The organism is Streptomyces melanosporofaciens (genome assembly GCF_900105695.1).
Lineage (GTDB): Bacteria > Actinomycetota > Actinomycetes > Streptomycetales > Streptomycetaceae > Streptomyces > Streptomyces antimycoticus.
Genome location: NZ_FNST01000002.1, coordinates 1,525,122 through 1,541,544 on the forward strand (window position 1 = coordinate 1,525,122; position 16,423 = coordinate 1,541,544).

General features: G+C 72.2%; 13 protein-coding genes and 3 tRNA genes. 6 read left to right on the top strand and 10 right to left on the bottom strand.

The genetic code is table 11. The features are described from left to right. Nucleotides 1-317: 317 nt before the first annotated feature. The 3 genes from BLV72_RS09530 to BLV72_RS09540 all read right to left on the bottom strand — a co-directional run bounded on the left by BLV72_RS09530 (nt 318) and on the right by BLV72_RS09540 (nt 742). Nucleotides 318-394 (bottom strand) — tRNA-Ile (locus BLV72_RS09530). A 197-nt stretch (nt 395-591) separates the two neighbouring features. Further along, a tRNA-Asn gene (locus tag BLV72_RS09535) sits at nt 592-664 on the bottom strand. A 5-nt stretch (nt 665-669) separates the two neighbouring features. Beyond that, nucleotides 670-742, bottom strand: a tRNA-Asn gene (locus tag BLV72_RS09540). 247 nt (nt 743-989) lie between these two features. Between BLV72_RS09540 and BLV72_RS09545 the strand changes: the two genes are divergently transcribed. Both BLV72_RS09545 and BLV72_RS09550 read left to right on the top strand, forming a co-directional pair. Next, nucleotides 990-1,259, top strand: a complete 270-nt coding sequence (locus BLV72_RS09545) for a hypothetical protein (protein ID WP_014060441.1) — start codon at nt 990-992, stop codon at nt 1,257-1,259. A gap of 25 nt (nt 1,260-1,284) precedes the next feature. Beyond that, a complete protein-coding gene (locus tag BLV72_RS09550) occupies nt 1,285-2,871 on the top strand; it encodes an FGGY family carbohydrate kinase (RefSeq protein WP_093461565.1) in 1,587 nt (528 codons plus the stop codon). A gap of 159 nt (nt 2,872-3,030) precedes the next feature. Here BLV72_RS09550 and BLV72_RS09555 read toward each other — a convergent pair whose 3' ends face one another. From BLV72_RS09555 to BLV72_RS09575, 5 genes are all read right to left on the bottom strand, one after another. After that, complete coding sequence (locus BLV72_RS09555) at nt 3,031-4,284, bottom strand: RNA polymerase sigma factor (RefSeq protein ID WP_107417388.1); 1,254 nt, start codon at nt 4,282-4,284, stop codon at nt 3,031-3,033. 359 nt (nt 4,285-4,643) lie between these two features. After that, nucleotides 4,644-6,629: a DNA primase gene (gene dnaG, locus BLV72_RS09560; protein WP_093461567.1), complete on the bottom strand. Its 1,986-nt coding sequence runs from the start codon at nt 6,627-6,629 to the stop codon at nt 4,644-4,646. A 75-nt stretch (nt 6,630-6,704) separates the two neighbouring features. Further along, entirely contained in the window at nt 6,705-8,000 is a 1,296-nt protein-coding gene (locus BLV72_RS09565) for an NAD(P)/FAD-dependent oxidoreductase (protein WP_093461568.1), read from the bottom strand. Between the two features lie 276 nt (nt 8,001-8,276). Beyond that, nucleotides 8,277-9,638 (bottom strand): deoxyguanosinetriphosphate triphosphohydrolase, encoded by a 1,362-nt coding sequence (locus BLV72_RS09570; protein ID WP_093461570.1) that lies wholly within the window; start codon nt 9,636-9,638, stop codon nt 8,277-8,279. Continuing rightward, the gene (locus BLV72_RS09575; protein WP_244320710.1) at nt 9,635-10,606 is read right to left on the bottom strand and encodes a sirohydrochlorin chelatase; all 972 of its coding nucleotides are present in this window, start codon (nt 10,604-10,606) and stop codon (nt 9,635-9,637) included. The genes BLV72_RS09570 and BLV72_RS09575 overlap by 4 nt, the downstream gene beginning before the upstream one ends. Before the next feature lie 160 nt (nt 10,607-10,766). On the opposite strand from BLV72_RS09575, the gene BLV72_RS09580 reads away from it, so the two are divergent. After that, nucleotides 10,767-12,959 carry a molybdopterin oxidoreductase family protein gene (locus BLV72_RS09580; RefSeq protein ID WP_093461573.1) on the top strand — a complete coding sequence of 731 codons (2,193 nt, stop codon included), beginning with the start codon at nt 10,767-10,769 and terminating at the stop codon, nt 12,957-12,959. A gap of 19 nt (nt 12,960-12,978) precedes the next feature. Here the strand turns inward: BLV72_RS09580 and BLV72_RS09585 are convergent, their stop codons facing one another. Further along, the gene (locus tag BLV72_RS09585) at nt 12,979-13,965 is read right to left on the bottom strand and encodes an adenosine deaminase (RefSeq protein WP_093470269.1); all 987 of its coding nucleotides are present in this window, start codon (nt 13,963-13,965) and stop codon (nt 12,979-12,981) included. Between the two features lie 155 nt (nt 13,966-14,120). On the opposite strand from BLV72_RS09585, the gene BLV72_RS09590 reads away from it, so the two are divergent. Then, nucleotides 14,121-14,768, top strand: a complete 648-nt coding sequence (locus tag BLV72_RS09590) for a Uma2 family endonuclease (protein WP_093461575.1) — start codon at nt 14,121-14,123, stop codon at nt 14,766-14,768. A 72-nt stretch (nt 14,769-14,840) separates the two neighbouring features. Beyond that, nucleotides 14,841-15,536 (top strand): SanA/YdcF family protein, encoded by a 696-nt coding sequence (locus BLV72_RS09595; protein WP_093461576.1) that lies wholly within the window; start codon nt 14,841-14,843, stop codon nt 15,534-15,536. A gap of 74 nt (nt 15,537-15,610) precedes the next feature. On the opposite strand, the gene cutA is transcribed toward BLV72_RS09595, so the two are convergent. Then, entirely contained in the window at nt 15,611-15,934 is a 324-nt protein-coding gene (gene cutA / locus BLV72_RS09600) for a divalent-cation tolerance protein CutA (RefSeq protein ID WP_093461578.1), read from the bottom strand. Nucleotides 15,935-16,058: 124 nt separating this feature from the next. Between cutA and BLV72_RS09605 the strand changes: the two genes are divergently transcribed. Then, nucleotides 16,059-16,418, top strand: a complete 360-nt coding sequence (locus BLV72_RS09605; RefSeq protein ID WP_093461579.1) for a cupin domain-containing protein — start codon at nt 16,059-16,061, stop codon at nt 16,416-16,418. Nucleotides 16,419-16,423 lie beyond the last annotated feature (5 nt).

The window sequence follows — 16,423 nt, forward strand, 5'->3', positions numbered from 1 at the left end:
TGCCGACGGCTGCTCTGAGAGAACCGTCCAGGTTCACCGTCCGAGAAAAGTGACCAGGACCTCGATTCGGTAGCTGAGACCCACTGTCGATCCCGACCGGGGCACTGTCCGCCGGACGCCGCCCGTCAACCACCTTTCAGCAACCATTCGCGATCACATCACAGGACGAACAGGGCAGAGGCATCATTCTGGACACCTGTGTCCCCTGCATATCCCCTGGATCTTGATCTGAACGCATGAGCGGGGGTCGCCACCCTAGAGCGGCGACCCCGTCCCAACGTTTCCGCAGGTAGAAACGGCTCTGCGCCGGAGAGGCGTGGTGGGGCGGGTGGGACTCGAACCCACGGCCGACGGATTATGAGTCCGCTGCTCTAACCGGCTGAGCTACCGCCCCGTAACGGCGCGTCGTACACATCTGCGCGCGCCGTCTGCCGCAGCATAGCCGCTCATACGATCTGCTGCTTCGAAGGGCCGGTGATGGGAGCCCCCCTGGCTTCGATCATGGCGTAGATCACGTCTGCAGGGGCCCGGAGATCACGTCTGTAGGGGCCCGGACATGAAAAAGGACCCCTCAAGGGGTCCTCCTCACTGCTCCCCCGACTGGACTCGAACCAGTAACCCTCCGGTTAACAGCCGAATGCTCTGCCAATTGAGCTACAGGGGACCGAGCTCCCCCGACTGGACTCGAACCAGTAACCTGCCGGTTAACAGCCGGCTGCTCTGCCAATTGAGCTACAGGGGATTGCTCCGTGTGCCGCGACCGTGACCCCGCCCGGGGCTTCCGGACGGCGTGCGCTCGCTGCGACACATACATTAGCGCAAGCAGGGGGGTGCTCCGCCAATCGGTTCGCCGCGTCCGCCCTCGGGCGATCCGCGGCCGATCCAGGGATGATCTTCTAGGTGATCGTGGGTGATCTGCGGCGCGGGCGGGTAGGCGCGCAGCACGACCCCGGGGTCCGGACGTGAAGGACAGCGAGAAGGGCAGGTCGATGCGCTACCGGCTGACGTTCATCACTGGGATGGCTGTGGGTTACGTGCTGGGCACGCGAGCGGGCCATGAGCGGTACGAGCAGTTGCGCGCCTGTGCGCAGAAGTTCGCGCGGAATCCGGCCGTCCGCAATACCGCCGAATCGGCCGCGCAAGGAGGCCGACTGGCCGCCGTGCGCGCGCTGGACAAGGTCCGGCCGCTGCGCGAGAAGATCGGGCAGCGCGATGCCCGCGCGGTGGGCGAGGACGACTGGGGCACCAGCAACACCTAGCCACGGCGGTGGCATGATCTGATCCATGGGGATAGTCGCCGGGTTGGACAGTTCGTCCGAGAGCACACGAATCGTCGTCTGTGACACCGATACGGGTGCCGTGATCAAACAGGGGTACGCCCCGCACCCGGTCGGCGGCAGCGGCGATGTGGATCCACAGGCGTGGCTGATGTCCCTCGGCGAGGCCGCCGAGGGCGGGCTGCTCGAAGGGGTCCAGGCCATCGGCGTCTCGGCGCAGCAGCACGGGCTGCTGGCACTGGACGCGGGCGGGGTGCTGGTGCGCCCCGCGCTGATGGGCAACGACAAGCGCGCCCAGTCCGCGGCCGCCGACCTCGCCGAGGCGCTCGGCGGCCGCACCGCGTGGGCCCAGGCGGTCGGCGCCGTGCCGACCGCCTCGCAGCCGGTGGCCAAGCTGCGCTGGCTGGCGCGGAGCGAGCCGGACTCGGCGCACCGCGTGGCCGAGCTGATGCAGCCGCACGACTGGCTGGTGTGGCAGCTCCTGGGGCGGCCGGTGCGGCGTACGACCGACCGCGGCACGGCCTCCAGCAGCGGCTACTGGTCGGCGGCGAACGGATCCTGGCGCCCCGACCTGGTCCAGCTGGCCCTCGGTCACCAGGTGCGGCTGCCGGAGGTCATCGGCCCTGCCGACGCCGCCGGGCACACCCCCGAGGGGCTGCTGATCTCCGCCGGTACGGGCGAGACCATGGCCGCCGCCTTCGGGCTCGGGGTCGGGATCGGCGACGCGGTGATCTCCCTGGGCGCCTCCGGCTCGGTCTTCTCCATCCACCACGAGGCGCTGGCCGATCCGACCGGCACGATCCTCTCGTACGCGGACGCCACCGGGATGCATCTGCCGGTGGTGCATACGCTCAACGCGGTACGGACGCTGCGCGGTACGGCGGAGCTGCTCGGTACGGATCTCGACGGGCTCTCCGCCCTCGCGATGAAGTCCACCCCGGGGTCGTACGGGCTGGTGCTGCTGCCCTATTTGGAGGGTGAGCGGACCCCGCATCTGCCGCATACGGCCGGCACGCTGACCGGGCTGCGGCGCGAGTCGATGAAGCCCGAACATCTGGCGCGGGCCTCGTTCGAGGGGATGCTGTGCGGGCTCGCGGACGCGCTGGACGTGCTGCGCGGGCGCGGCGTCCAGGTGCGGCGCGTCTTCCTGCTCGGGCCCGCGGCCGATCTGCAGGCCGTCCGCGCGATCGCGCCCGCGCTGCTGGGGGTGCAGGTCGTGGTGCCCCAGCCCGCCGACTACGCCGCCCTGGGCGCGGCCCGCCAGGCCGCGTGGGCGCTGGGCGTCTCGCACGGCACCCAGTCGCCGCATGAGCCGCCGCGCTGGCCGGCCGCGGCGAGCCAGGTCTTCGAGCCGGGCGAGGAACTGCCCGTGGGGCAGGCGGTGCGGCAGCAGTACGTGGCGGTACGGGAACAGACCCACCCCGGGGCCTTCGAACCCGGAGCCTTCGAGCCCGGGACCGTCGAGCCGGGGGCCCGGGAGACCGTGGGGCATGCGGCGGGCGGCGGGTACGAGGCCGGGGGGTTCGAGCCCGGTGGGTACGAGCCCGGGGGTGGCCATGATCATGGGGCGCCCGGAGGGTACGGCGCCATGTGAGGCCCCGGGGTCTCGGGACGCCATCGAGGCCCTTGGGGTTTCAGGACGGGTGTGAGCGCCCCTGAGGTCTGAGGTCCCTCGGGTTTCGGCCAGGTGTGAGCCCTGGGCTTCGGCAGGGCGGGGCTCGGTCCGGCCCGCCCGGGGGCGGGGTCGGTGCCGCTAGTCCAGATAGCCGCGGAGCTGATCGGCGAAGGCGTGGTCGCGGAGCTTGTTGAGCGTCTTCGACTCGATCTGACGGATCCGCTCCCGCGTCACCCCGAAGATCCGGCCGATCTCCTCCAGCGTGCGGGGGCGGCCGTCGGCCAGTCCGTACCGGAGCTGCACCACCTTGCGTTCGCGCTCTCCGAGCGTCGACAGCACGGCCTCCAGGTGCTCGCGGAGCAGCAGGAAGGCCGCGGACTCCACGGGTGAGGCCGCGTCGCCGTCCTCGATGAGGTCGCCGAGGGCCACATCGTCCTCCTCGCCCACCGGGGCGTGGAGCGAGACCGGCTCCTGGGCCAGCCGCAGCACCTCGCTCACCCGCTCCGGGAGGAGGTCGAGATGGGCGGCGACCTCCTCGGGGGTGGGTTCGTAGCCGCGCTCCTGGAGCATCCGGCGCTGGACCCGGACCACCCGGTTGATCAGCTCGACGACATGCACCGGGACCCGGATCGTCCGGGCCTGGTCGGCCAGGGCGCGGGACATGGCCTGTCGGATCCACCAGGTGGCGTACGTCGAGAACTTGTACCCACGGGCGTAGTCGAACTTCTCGACCGCGCGGATCAGGCCGAGGTTGCCCTCCTGGACCAGGTCGAGCATGGTCAGGCCGCGGCCGATATAGCGCTTGGCGACGGAGACGACGAGGCGGAGGTTGGCCTCGATCAGCCGGCGCTTGGCCATCCGGCCCAGGACCACCAACCGATCGAGGTCCACGGCGAGTTGGGAGTCGAGGTCGGGGGTGTTGCCGAGCTTCTCCTCGGCGAAGAGACCCGCCTCGACCCGGCGGGCCAGCTCGACCTCCTCGACCGCGGAGAGCAGCGGTATCCGCCCGATCTCGCGGAGGTACTGGCGGAAGAGGTCGGCGGAGGGGCCGCTGGTGTCGGCGCGAGCGGGCGGCTCGATCGGCTCGACGGGCTCTACGGCGGTATCGACGCTCTCGACGGGCTCGACCGGCTCGATGGGCTCGACCGGCTCGACGGATTCCGCTTCGGGGGAGCCGTCGGGGCCGGAGTCGTGGTCGGGGCCGGAGTCGGCAGCCAGGTCGGCCAGGGCGTCCGGTGCGGCGTCCTGGTCGCTCTCCGGTGCACCCTCCGGGGCGAGGTCCGCCGGGTCCTCGGGCACGACCGGCGCTACCGGTGCGGCGCCGGGCGGGCGGGCGGACACGGGGTGCGGCGAGGCCGCGAGGGCCGCGTCGGTGAGGGTCTGGGTCTGCACGGGGGCGACCTCCAGGGTGATCGCTGCTGAGGGGGCAGAACGATCGGGCACGGCACGGCGGCCGCGCCGCCGTCCGTCCCGTACATCATGAGCGGACCTGCGGGGGATTCCGGCCCTACCTGACCAACACCGCCGCGCTCCGAGGACTCAGGCACCGCACCCCAGTGTGGAGTACGACACAGGCCCGCCACGAGGGGCGTGCGGGCACTTTTTGCTCAGCGGCCCGTGACCGTACGACTACCCGGCGGCTACAGCGCCCCCTCCGGCCCGCCCGCCGAGGCATGAACGGGCTGGCCGGAACCCATCCATCGGCCCCCTACCGCCCTTACCGCCGTCGCTACCCGCACCGCCCGCTCGGCCTACAGCGCCGCCGCGCCCCGGTCCCGGAGGGACTGGCCGTACTGCTGCAGCACCCACAGCTCGTTCTGCACGGCGGCGAGGTGGGCGGGGTCCGCGTGCTGCCCCAGGCGCTGGAGGGCGCCCCGCACCTCGCTCACGCGCTGATTCACGGCTGCCAGCCGCACCGCCACCAGCTGCACGCCCGCGTACACCTCGTCCGGGTCGCGGCGGGTGTGCGGCGGCTCGACGGCGAGCTCGGTGACCATCGCCCGGACCGTGTCGTCGGGCGCCGCCTCGCGGACCCGGGCGAGATAGTCGGCGTCGGCGGCGGCCGTACCGCCCGCGTCCTCGATGGTGCGGCGCACCGCCGCGTACGGCGGGGCGGTGAACTCGTCGATGCCGTAGGCGTCGAAGGCCGGGGAGACCAGGTCCGGATGCTGAAGCGCCAGCTTGAGCAGCTCGCGCTCGACACGGTGGGCGGGGCTGCGCAGATTCAGCGCCGGACCGCGTTGTGCCTGCGGCGCACCAGGGTCAGGGCTCGCGTTGCCGGACCCGCGGCCTCCATTCTGCGGATGAGGACCGGAGCCGCGGGACGGCTGCGGCGCACCGCTGCCTGCTGACGAGCTACGAGCCAAGCCCTTCAGCAGCTCACTGCGCCCCCCCTGTCCCCGTTCGTGCGCCCAGCGGGCAAGCTGAGCCACCCGCTCGACGACGAACTGGTTGTCGGTCACGTAGCCGAGTAGCCCCGAGAGCATCACGGCGTACTTGTGGCGGATGGAGAGGTCTTTGATATGCGCCACGATCGGAGCAGCATCCCGCAGTGCCGCCGCCTGGCCTTCGGGCGACTCACAGTCGTGCTGCTCAACCAGCGAGCGGATAGCGAACTCGAACAGCGGCGTGCTCTGCTCCACAAGTTGCCGTACCCCCTCGTCACCGTGGGCGAGCCGGAGCTCGCAGGGGTCCATCCCCCCGGGACTGACCGCGATGGACGTGCTTGCCGCGAATTTCTGGTCGTCCTCGAAGGCTCGTAGAGCAGCGCGCTGTCCGGCGGCATCCCCGTCGAAGGTGAAGATCACCTTCGCCCGAGAGTTATCCATCAGCAGCCGTCGGAGGATCTTGATGTGGTCGCCGCCGAAGGCGGTGCCGCAGGTGGCGATGGCGGTGGTGACCCCCGCGAGATGGCAGGCCATGACGTCCGTATAGCCCTCGACCACCACCGCCCGGCCGGCCTTGGCGATGTCCTTCTTGGCGAGGTCGATGCCGTAGAGGACCTGGGACTTGCGGTAGAGCGGGGTCTCGGGCGTGTTGAGGTACTTCGGGCCGTTGTCGTCGTCGCGCAGCTTCCGGGCGCCGAAGCCGACGACCTCGCCGGAGATGTCCCGGATCGGCCACATCAGCCGGCCCCGGAAGCGGTCGATGGGGCCGCGCCGGCCCTCCTGGACGAGCCCGGAGAGGATCAGCTCCTTGTCGGTGAAACCGCGGCCGCGCAGATAGCGGACGAGGTGGTCCCAGCCGGCCGGGCTGTAGCCGACGCCGAAGTGCTGCGCGGCGGCCTGGTCGAAGCCGCGCTCGGCCAGGAAGGTGCGGCCGATCTCCGCCTCGGGGCGCTCCAGCTGCTCGACATAGAACTGCGCGGCCGCCTTATGGGCCTCGACCAGCCGGGTGCGCTCGCCCTGCTGGCGGCCGGGGGTGTAGCCGCCCTCCTCGTAGCGCAGGGTGATACCGGCCTGGGAGGCCAGCCGCTCGATCGTCTCGGCGAAGGAGAGGTGGTCGATCTTCATGACGAAGTCGACGGTGTCGCCGCCCGCCTGGCAGCCGAAGCAGTAGTAGAGCCCCTTGCTGGGGCTGACCTGGAAGGACGGGGACTTCTCGTCATGGAAGGGGCACAGGCCCTTGAGATTGCCACCCCCCGCGTTGCGCAGCTGGAGGTATTCGGACACGACGGCGTCGATCGGGACCGCAGCCCGCACCGCTTTCACGTCGTCATCGTTGATCCTGCCTGCCACGCCCGAATTCTACGGCCGGGGTCCGACATGGCTGTCCGTCGCCTGCCGTACCCCGGCGGGAACGTGCCCGAGGGCCTAGGGGAGCAGCGAGGTCAGCGGGACCGACGGGTCGGCCAGGACCGCCGGGTCGAGCTGGTCGCCGCCGCGGATGAGCCGTTGGATCGATTCGGTGACGTCCCAGACGTTGACGTTCATCCCCGCGAGGAGCCGGCCGTCGTTCAGCCAGAAGGCGATGAACTGCCGCTTGCCGACGTCGCCGCGCACCAGCACCTGGTCGTACGAGCCGGGCGGGGCGTAGCCGGAGTACTCCAGGCCGACGTCGTACTGGTCGGAGAAGAAGTACGGCACCCGGTCGTACGCGACGTCCTGGCCGAGCATGGCGCGGGCCGCCGCCGGGCCGCCGTTCAGGGCGTTGGCCCAGTGCTCGACGCGCAGCCGGGCGCTCGGCGGCAGTGCGGCCCGTACGGGGGTGCCCTCGAGGAAGCCGAGCGGGGCGGAGGCGACGTCGCCCGCCGCGAAGATGTCCGGGTCGCTGGTGCGCAGCGCGGTGTCGACCGCGATGCCGCCGCCCGCCGCGCGGTCCACCACCTCCAGGCCCGCGGCCTCGGCGAGGGCGGTGCGCGGGGCAGCGCCGATGGCGGCCAGGACGCTGTGGGCGGGATGCTCCTCGCCGTCGTCGGTGAGGGCGGCCAGCACCATGCCGTCCTGGCCGGTGATCTCGGTAAGGCGGGCACCGAAGCGGAAGCGGACGCCGTGGTCGCCGTGGAGGTCGGCGAAGAGGGCGCCCAGCTCGGGGCCGAGGACGGGGTGGAGCGGGGTGGGCTCGGGCTCGACGATGGTCACCTCGGCGCCGTAGCCACGCGCGGCGGCCGCGACTTCGAGGCCGATCCAGCCCGCGCCCGCGATGACCAACTGGCCGTTGTCCCGGCCGAGGGTGGTGAGGACGCCCTTGAGTCGCTCGGCGTGGGCGAGCCGGCGCAGATGGTGGACCCCGGCCAGATCGGTGCCGGGGATGTCGAGGCGGCGCGGCTCGGCGCCGGTGGCCAGCAGCAGCCGGTCGTAGTGGACCCGGGTGCCGTCGCCCAGGGTCACGGCCTTGGCGGCGCGGTCCAGGTGGACGGCGGGCAGGCCGAGGTGGAGCTCGATATCGGCCTGGGCGTACCAGGCGGGCTCATGGACGAAGACGCTGTCGCGCTCCTGGCTGCCGGTGAGGAAGCCCTTGGACAGCGGGGGCCGCTCATAGGGGTGGTCGCGCTCGTCACCGATGAGGATCACCCGCCCGGTGAAGCCCTCCGCTCGCAGGGTTTCCGCGGCTTTCGCCCCGGCCAGCCCCCCTCCGACGATGACGAATGTCTGGTGTGCGTCGACCACTTGTGTCCTCCTCGCTGCCGAGCAGTGCCGAGCAGTGCCTCTATGAGTGCCTTACCCCGGTCGCGTCAGGTCGTGCTCTCCGAAAGCGGTGCACATGCCGCGCCCATGGCTGTGCCAGAGGCTGTGCCGAATATCCGTGCCCGAAACCTGTGCCGAAAGCTGTGCGGCGCCCTGTTCCGAAAGCTGTGTCACAGGGGAGCCTCCCGCACCGCGCGTGCGTCCGGAAGGGCCCGTACGCCGGACGTGTGCACGCAAGCCGGATCCGGCGGCGGCGGTTCACGCGGTGAGCCGGGCGTGGAGCCACCGGGCCGAGGTGTCGGTCAGGGAGGCGATCTGGTCGACGATCGCCCGCAGCCGGCCCCGGTCGTCCCCGGCCGCGTCGAAAAGCGCGCGGAACTGGGGGTCCAGGCCGACGGGGGCGCGGGCGATCAGGGCATCGCCCAGCTCGGCGATGACGACGCGCTGATCGGCCCGGACCAGCTCCTGGTCGGCGCGCTGGATGACATACCGGTCGGCGACCGCCTTGAGGACCGCGCACTCCAGGCGGGCGGCGCGGGGGACGACCAGCTCGGCGTGGTAGCGGGTGAAGCGGCCCGTGCCGTACGCCGCGCGGGTGGCGCCCTCGGCGGCCAGGCAGAAGCGGCCGATGAGCTGGCTGGTGGCGTCCTTGAGGCGGGCCTGGGCGACGGACGAGCCGTCGTAGCGGTGCGGCCACCACTCCTGGCCCAGCAGCCGGTCCAGCGCCTCGGCCAGCTCCCCGGGCTCGGCCCCCGGGGCGTAGCGGTCGGCGGCGACGGCGAAGACCTCGCGGCGCTCGGGCTCGGCGAGCAGGCTCGCGGGGTCGAGATGGCCCGCGTGCAGCCCGTCCTCGACGTCGTGCACCGAGTAGGCGACATCGTCGGCCCAGTCCATGACCTGGGCCTCGAAGGTCGTACGGCCGTCGGGGGCGCCCTGCCGGTACCACGCGAAGATCGGGAGGTCGTCCTCGTAGACCCCGAACTTCGGGGAGCGGGGGCTGTACGGATGGCCTCCACGCGGCCAGGGGTACTTGGTGGCGGCGTCCAGCGCGGCGCGGGTGAGGTTGAGGCCCACGCTCACCGGCTCACCGGCCTCCGGGCCGGGGACGAACCGCTTCGGTTCGAGCCGGGCCAGCAGCCGCAGCGACTGCGCGTTTCCCTCGAAGCCGCCGCAGGGCTCGGCGATCCCGTTGAGCACCCGCTCGCCGTTGTGGCCGAACGGCGGATGGCCGAGGTCATGGGCGAGGCAGGCCGTCTCCACCAGATCCGGGTCGCAGCCGAGGGCGGCCCCCAGCTCACGGCCCACCTGGGCGCATTCCAGCGAGTGGGTGAGCCGGGTACGGGGCGTGGCGTCGTAGGCCAGGGCGCGCCCGGCCGGTCCGGGGTCGGCGGCCGGTGCGGCGGGCACCACCTGGGTCTTCCCGGCCAGTCTGCGCAGCGCGGCGGAGTGCAGCACCCGCGCCCGGTCCCGCTGGAAGGCGGTCCGGCCCGGCCGCTTGTCGGGCTCGGGCGCCCAGCGCTCGAGGTCCGCCGGGGCATAGCCGGGGACGTGGCCGGTGTCGGCCTCGGGGGCACCGGTCGGAGGGGCCGGATCCGGTTCAGGTGGTGCGCTGCGACTCATACACCGACGGTAGCCGCCGGGGGTGACAAGGGCGCAGAGGCGATGGCCTGTTCGTAACGGCGCACTACGAGGCGCGCCACCGCCGGATGGGCGCCGAGCGGGGCGGCCGCGACCCGGGGGGTGGCGCTCAGCTCCTGAACGGCGTTCGCGCACTGGGTGGCGAAGCGGCCGGGTGCGGTGAAGTAGGAGGCGACGGCGACCCGGTCATGGCCGAGGGCGGTCAGGGCCCGTACGGCCTCGGGCACGGTGGGCCCGGAGCCGGAGGCGTAGCCGGGCAGGACGGGCATACCGCCGAGCCGGGCGCTGAGCAGAGCGGCGGTCCGGGCCACGTCGACGGCCGCGTCCGGGTCTCGGGAGCCCGCCGCGGCCAGGACGACGCCCGCCCGGTGCGGAGCCGCGACGCCCGCGGCGCCGGTCCCGTGCGGAGCCCCGTCGCCGGTCCCGTACGGAGCCCCCGCGCGGCGGGCTGCCTCCGCCAGCCGGGCGTGCAGCGCCTCGGCGAGCAGGGGGTCCGGGCCGAGCGGGGCGGCGATCCGGGCGGCCAGGTGGGGCGCGGCGGCGACGGCGTCCGGGATGTCCTGTTTGGTGTGGTAGCCGCGGCTCAGGAGCAGCGGGACGAGCACGGCCTCACCGCGCAGCGCGGCCAGCGTGTCGGCCAGCAGCGGCTGGTTGAGCTCGATATGGCCGAGGCGTACGGGCAGCCCGGGGCGGAGCGCGCGGACGCGGTCCAGGAGCGCGGTCACGGTGCGCAGCGCCTCGGGGTCCCGGCTGCCGTGGGCGACGGCGACGAGCGTCGGCGGCCGGTCACGGCCACCCTGGCGAACGCCCTCATGGCTGCCACGGCGGTTGCCGTGGCCCAGCCGGTCGAGCTGGGTGGTGAGCTGTGCGGTGAACCGGGTCATGAGCCGCTGGGCACTGTCGAGGTCCGTCGTGCTGTCGGGGCCAGGAGAACCGGAGTGGGGCGTCATGGCCAGAGCCTGGCAGCGGCAGATTGCACCGCCGTTGCGCGGCCGTGACGGGTGGTTGCGCCGATATCACCGGCCGCCGGACCCCGTGCTGAGGTCCGCTTCCCCCAGGCGTAATCCGGGGCGACGCGGGCCGTAACACGGGCGTAGCACCCTCCTTGGCATGGCGCACGTTCCCGGGGAGCACTCCCCCGCCCCCGACCCCGCCCCCGTCGACACGCACTGCCCTTACTGTTCGCTGCAGTGCGGGATGACGCTGCGCCCGGTGCCAACGGACGGGGGGACGGGCGGCGTCGAGGTCATCGAGCGCACCGCCTTCCCCGTCAACCGCGGCGCGCTCTGCGGTAAGGGCCGCACCGCGCCCGCTGTGCTCTCCTCCCGGGTGCGTCTGACCGAGCCGCTGGTCCGCCGCCCTGACTCCGGTCGGCTCGAACCGGCCACCTGGGAGGAGGCCCTCGACCGGATCGCCGAAGGCCTCGAGGCCACCGGCCGGGCGCACGGCCGCGACGCCGTGGGGGTCTTCGGCGGCGGCGGGCTGACGAACGAGAAGGCGTACGCGCTGGGGAAGTTCGCCCGGGTGGTGCTCGGCACCTCGCAGATCGACTACAACGGCCGGTTCTGCATGTCCTCGGCCGCCGCCGCCCATCAGCGGGCCTTCGGGCTGGACCGCGGGCTGCCGTTCCCGCTGGCGGACGTGGCCCGCACCGGATGCGTCGTCCTGGTCGGCTCGAACCTGGCCGAGACCATGCCGCCCGCGCTGCGCTATCTGACCGAGCTGAAGGAGGCGGGCGGCCGGCTGATCGTGGTCGATCCCCGGCGCACCCGTACGGCGGAGCAGGCGGATCTGCATCTGACGCCGCGGCCCGGTACCGATCTCGCGCTGGCGCTGGGGCTGCTGCACCTGGTGGTCGCGGAGGGCCGGGTGGACGAGGAGTTCGTCGAACGGCGCACCAGCGGCTGGCCCGAGGCGCGGGCCGCCGCGATGGCCCACTGGCCGGAGCTGGTGGAGCGGATCACGGGCGTCCCCGTCCCTGCCCTCCGTAAGGCGGTCGCGATGTTCTGCGACGCCGAGAACTCGATGGTGCTGACGGCCCGGGGCCCCGAGCAGCAGTCCAAGGGCACGGACACCGTCGGCGCGTGGATCAACCTGTGCCTGGCCACCGGCCGCGCGGGCCGCCCGCTGTCCGGCTACGGCTGCCTGACCGGCCAGGGCAACGGCCAGGGCGGCCGCGAACACGGCCAGAAGGCCGACCAGCTGCCCGGCTACCGCAAGCTGACCGACCCGGCCGCGCGCGCCCATGTGGCGGCCGTATGGGGCGTGGAGCCCGACGCCCTCCCCGGACCGGGGCGCAGCGCCTACGAACTCCTGGACGCGCTCGGCCGGGACGTCCGGGCGCTGCTGCTGATGGGCTCCAATCCGCTGGTCTCCGCCCCGCGTGCGGCCCATGTGGAGTCCCGGCTGCGGTCGCTGGACTTCCTGGCGGTCGCCGACGTCGTGCTCTCGGAGACCGCCGCGCTCGCCGATGTGGTCCTGCCGGTGGCGCAGTGGGCCGAGGAGACCGGGACCATGACCAACCTGGAGGGCCGGGTCATCCTCCGCCGGGCGGCCCTCACCCCGCCGCCGGGCGTGCGCACGGATCTGTCGGTGCTGAGCGGGCTCGCGGCCCGGCTCGGCTGGGAGAAGGGGTTCCCGGCCGACGCGGAGGAGGTCTTCGAGGAGCTGCGGCGGGCCTCGGCCGGGGGACCGGCGGACTACTCGGGCATCACGTACCGGAGGATCGCGGAGGAGGACGGGGTGTTCTGGCCCTGTCCGGAGCGCGCGGAGGAGAGCGGCTTCGAGGGGGTGGCGGGTGCCGACTCGGAGAACGCAGAGGCCGAGCGGCCCGGTCCGCATCCCGGTACGCCGCGGCTGTTCCTCGACCGGTTCGCCACCGACGACGGGCGGGCCCGCTTCGCCCCCGTCAGCCATCGCCCGGCAGCCGAGGAGCCGGACGCCGCGTATCCGGTGCTGCTGACGACGGGCCGGGTGCTGGCCCAGTACCAGTCGGGCGCCCAGACCCGGCGGGTCGCCGAGCTCAACGAGGCCGCGCCCGGCCCCTACGTCCAGCTCCATCCGCTGCTCGCCGAACGGCTGGGGGCGGCCGAGGGCGTGCCGATCGCGGTGGTCTCCCGGCGTGGCCGCGCCGTGGCCCCGGCCCGCATCAGCCGGGACATCCGGCCGGACACGGTGTTCATGCCGTTCCACTGGGCGGGGCCGGGGCGGGCCAATACGGTGACGAATCCGGCGCTGGATCCGGTGTCGCGGATGCCGGAGTTCAAGGTGTGCGCGGTGCGGCTGGAGCTGGCCGAGGGCTGATGGCTGATCGCCCCACGGCTCAGCGGGTCCAGCCCTCGACCTCCTTCAGGTATGCCGCCCGGGTCTCCTCGTCCAGGAAGGCGGCCTCGAAGGAGTTGCGGGCCAGGGTGCGCAGGGTGGTCTCGTCGAGGCCGAGCGCGTCCCGTACGGCGGTGAAGTTGTCGGCCACGTAGCCGCCGAAGTAGGCGGGGTCGTCGGAGTTGACCGTCACCAGCAGACCGGCGTCCAGCATCGCGGGCAGCGGATGGTCCTCCAGGCGGTCCACGACGCGCAGCCGGACGTTCGACAGGGGGCAGACGGTCAGCGGGGTCCGGTCCGCGACCAGCCGGGCCACCAGCGCCTCGTCCTCCAGACAGCGCACCCCGTGGTCGACGCGGTCCACGCCGAGGATGTCCAGCGCCTCCCACACATACGCGGGCGGCCCCTCCTCCCCCGCGTGCGCGACGCACTTCAGCCCGGCCTCCCGCGCGAGCGCGTACACCTCGCGGAACTTCGACGGCGGATTCCCGACCTCCGCCGAGTCCAGGCCGACGGCGGCGATCCGGTCCAGGTGGGGGCGGGCCGCCTCGAACGTCTCCAGGGCCGACTCGGCGCTCTCGTCGCGCAGGAAGCACATGATCAGGCGCGTGGTGATGCCGTACGTCCCCGGCGCCGCGTCCAGCGCACGGCAGATCCCGCGGATGACGGCATCGATCTCGACGCCACGCGCGGTGTGCGCCTGCGGGTCGAAGAAGATCTCGGCATGGCGCACACCCTGCTCACGGGCGCGGGCGAGATAGGCGTGGGTGAGGTCGGCGAAGTCGTCCTCGGTGCGCAGCACCGTCATCAGCGCGTAGTAGAGGTTCAGGAAGTCCTGCAGATCGCTGAAGGAGTACGCGGCCCGCAGCTCCTCCTGGGTGGCGTACGGCAGCTCGACCCCGTTGCGCTCGGCGAGCGCGAAGGCCAGATCGGGCTCCAGCGTGCCCTCGATGTGGAGATGGAGCTCTGCGGTGGGGATCGGGCGCATGGAGGGGATCACCTGCTGGTCCTCGGCGGTGCGGAATGACTGGTCAAGGCTATGCGGGAGCGGATGCATCACCCTTGTGGGGGTAATGCGAACGGAAGACGGATACTGCCGGGGACCCGTCGCTACGGTGAGCGAGACAGTACGCTCCGTAGCAGATGGAGGACACGGTGACCGCGATATTGGAGCGGCCAATGACCACAGAGACACCGGACGCTGAGGAGCCCCGAAAGGGGTTCGAGGTACTGCTCCGGACCACAGAGGAACTGGATACACCGGACGGCTTCAAGGCCGAGCTCATCAGGGGGAAGATCGTCGTGTCGCCGTGGTCGAGGCTGCCATACCTGTGGCCCATGCGGGAGCTTCGGCTGCGGTTGGAGCCCCATGCGCCCAAGGGGCACATCGCGGAGACATCGCCTTTCCTCTTCACCTTCCCCTCCGCTGAGCGGGCGTTCGGGCCGGATCTGTTCATCGCGGACGGCAAGGCATTCCGGGGCGTCGAGGGACGGCATGCCGATAGCGAGGCGCTGTCCCTCGTCGCCGAGTTCACATCCGTCTCCACCCGGGATGTCGACTGGCAGGAGAAGCTCGAGGTCTACGGTCGCCATGTGCCGATCTACCTCGTGGTCGACATGCAGGCCGAGGAGATCACGGCCTTCTGGGACCCGTCGGACCGCGGCTACCACGCACGGATGACCGTCCCGTTCGGCAAGCCGCTGCCCATCCCCGCGCCGTTCGACTTTGAGCTCGACACGAACATCTTCCTAGAGACCGAGGAGCCGGAAGAGGAGAAAACCACCGAGTAACCGACGCAACCGCCACCCCCTCTCCCGCGTCCCACAGCGCGACCGGATCGGTGATGCGAAGAGGGGGAGCGCATGCTGGGGTGGGCGCGGAGGCGGTTGCCGCGGACGCGGCGGGGGTGGCGGCGGCTGGTGCAGGGGGGCGTCCTCATCTGCGTACTGGCCCTGCTCCCGGCGACCTGGCTGCGACTGAGCACGGACGACCGGATCCATACGGTCGCCGATGTGCCCTCGGCCCCGGTGGGCATGGTCTTCGGGGCGGGGCTGTGGAACGGGGAGCCGTCGCCGTATCTGGCGCACCGGCTGGACGCCGCCGTACGGCTCTACCAGGACGGCAGGGTACGTGCGCTGCTCGTCACCGGGGACAACAGCCGCCATGGCTACGACGAACCGGACGCGATGCGCGCGTATCTCGTCAAGCGCGGGGTGCCGGACCGGCGGATCGTGAGCGACTTCGCGGGCTTCGACACCTGGGACTCCTGCAGCCGGGCCCGGCGGGTCTTCGGGGTGCACAAGGCGGTGCTGGTGAGCCAGGGGTTCCATGTGCGGCGGGCGCTTGCGCTGTGCGGGGCGGCCGGGATCGACGCGTACGGGGTCGCGGTCGACGAGCCGCACGATGTGACCTGGTACTTCGGTGGGACGCGGGAGGTCGTGGCGGCGGGCAAAGCGGCCCTGGACGCGGCGTTCGAGCCGGATCCGCACTTTCTGGGGCCACGGGAGCGGGGGATCGAGCGGGCGCTGGCGGGGCGGAGGCCCTCCGGCTCCCGCTGAGCCGTCGCCTCCTCAGCCCTCGCCCCCCCTCAGCCCTCGCCCCCTCAGCCCTCGCCCCCGGCCACGAGTCGCCGTCAGCCGATCGTGGTCTCCGACACCACCCACGCCAGATAGTCCTCGCTGCCGTTCACGATGGGCATCGCGATGACCTCGGGCGTCTCGTAGTCGTGCGCCTCGCGGATATGGGCCTCCAGCTCGTCGTAGCGCGCGGCGGTGGTCTTGAACAGCACCTGCCACTCGGCCGCCGTCTCGACCTCCCCCTCCCACCGGTATACGGATGTCACGGGCTGGCTGATCTGCGCACAGGCCGCCAACCGGGCCTCGATCGCCCCGCGGGCCAGCGCCTCGGCCTTCTCGGGGGTGTCGGCGGTGGTCAGTACGGTCAGGTAGTCGGCCACTGCTGCGGTACCTCTCTCCACGGCGCGGTCGTACGGCGCGGCTGCTAACTGGCGCCCACCACGCTAGCCGGTGAGGATTGAGGGAACCCGCCAACGATCAGACCGGACCGATCGAGGGGCACTCATGGATGACCTCACCACGCTCGCGCGCCACCATCTGGACCAGGCCAAGGCCGATCCGCACGGGCGCAGCGCACATCTGTTCCTGCACGACGGCCCGCTGCGGCAGAGCGTGATCGCCATGGTCTCCGGCTGCGAGCTCGATGAGCACAACGCTCCTCCGGCGGCCAGTCTCCAGGTGCTGCACGGGCATGTACGGCTGACCGGCGGCGGCGACCGGATGGATCTCATCGCGGGCCAGGTGCAGGAGATCCCGCATGAGCGGCACGGGTTGCGGGCGTTGGAGGACTCGGTGGTGCTGCTGACCGCCGTGACCGCCACACAGGGCTGCCCCACCCCGTACGAGGACGCGGCCACCGCCTGACGGCT

Coding starts and splice junctions, on each gene's coding strand:
- BLV72_RS09575 (WP_244320710.1), bottom strand. CDS start 10,606: ATGACGCCCCACTCCGGTTCTCCTGGCCCCGACAGCACGACGGACCTC.
- BLV72_RS09550 (WP_093461565.1), top strand. CDS start 1,285: ATGGGGATAGTCGCCGGGTTGGACAGTTCGTCCGAGAGCACACGAATC.
- BLV72_RS09570 (WP_093461570.1), bottom strand. CDS start 9,638: ATGAGTCGCAGCGCACCACCTGAACCGGATCCGGCCCCTCCGACCGGT.
- BLV72_RS09605 (WP_093461579.1), top strand. CDS start 16,059: ATGGATGACCTCACCACGCTCGCGCGCCACCATCTGGACCAGGCCAAG.
- BLV72_RS09580 (WP_093461573.1), top strand. CDS start 10,767: ATGGCGCACGTTCCCGGGGAGCACTCCCCCGCCCCCGACCCCGCCCCC.
- BLV72_RS09595 (WP_093461576.1), top strand. CDS start 14,841: ATGCTGGGGTGGGCGCGGAGGCGGTTGCCGCGGACGCGGCGGGGGTGG.
- BLV72_RS09545 (WP_014060441.1), top strand. CDS start 990: ATGCGCTACCGGCTGACGTTCATCACTGGGATGGCTGTGGGTTACGTG.
- BLV72_RS09585 (WP_093470269.1), bottom strand. CDS start 13,965: ATGCGCCCGATCCCCACCGCAGAGCTCCATCTCCACATCGAGGGCACG.
- BLV72_RS09590 (WP_093461575.1), top strand. CDS start 14,121: ATGGAGGACACGGTGACCGCGATATTGGAGCGGCCAATGACCACAGAG.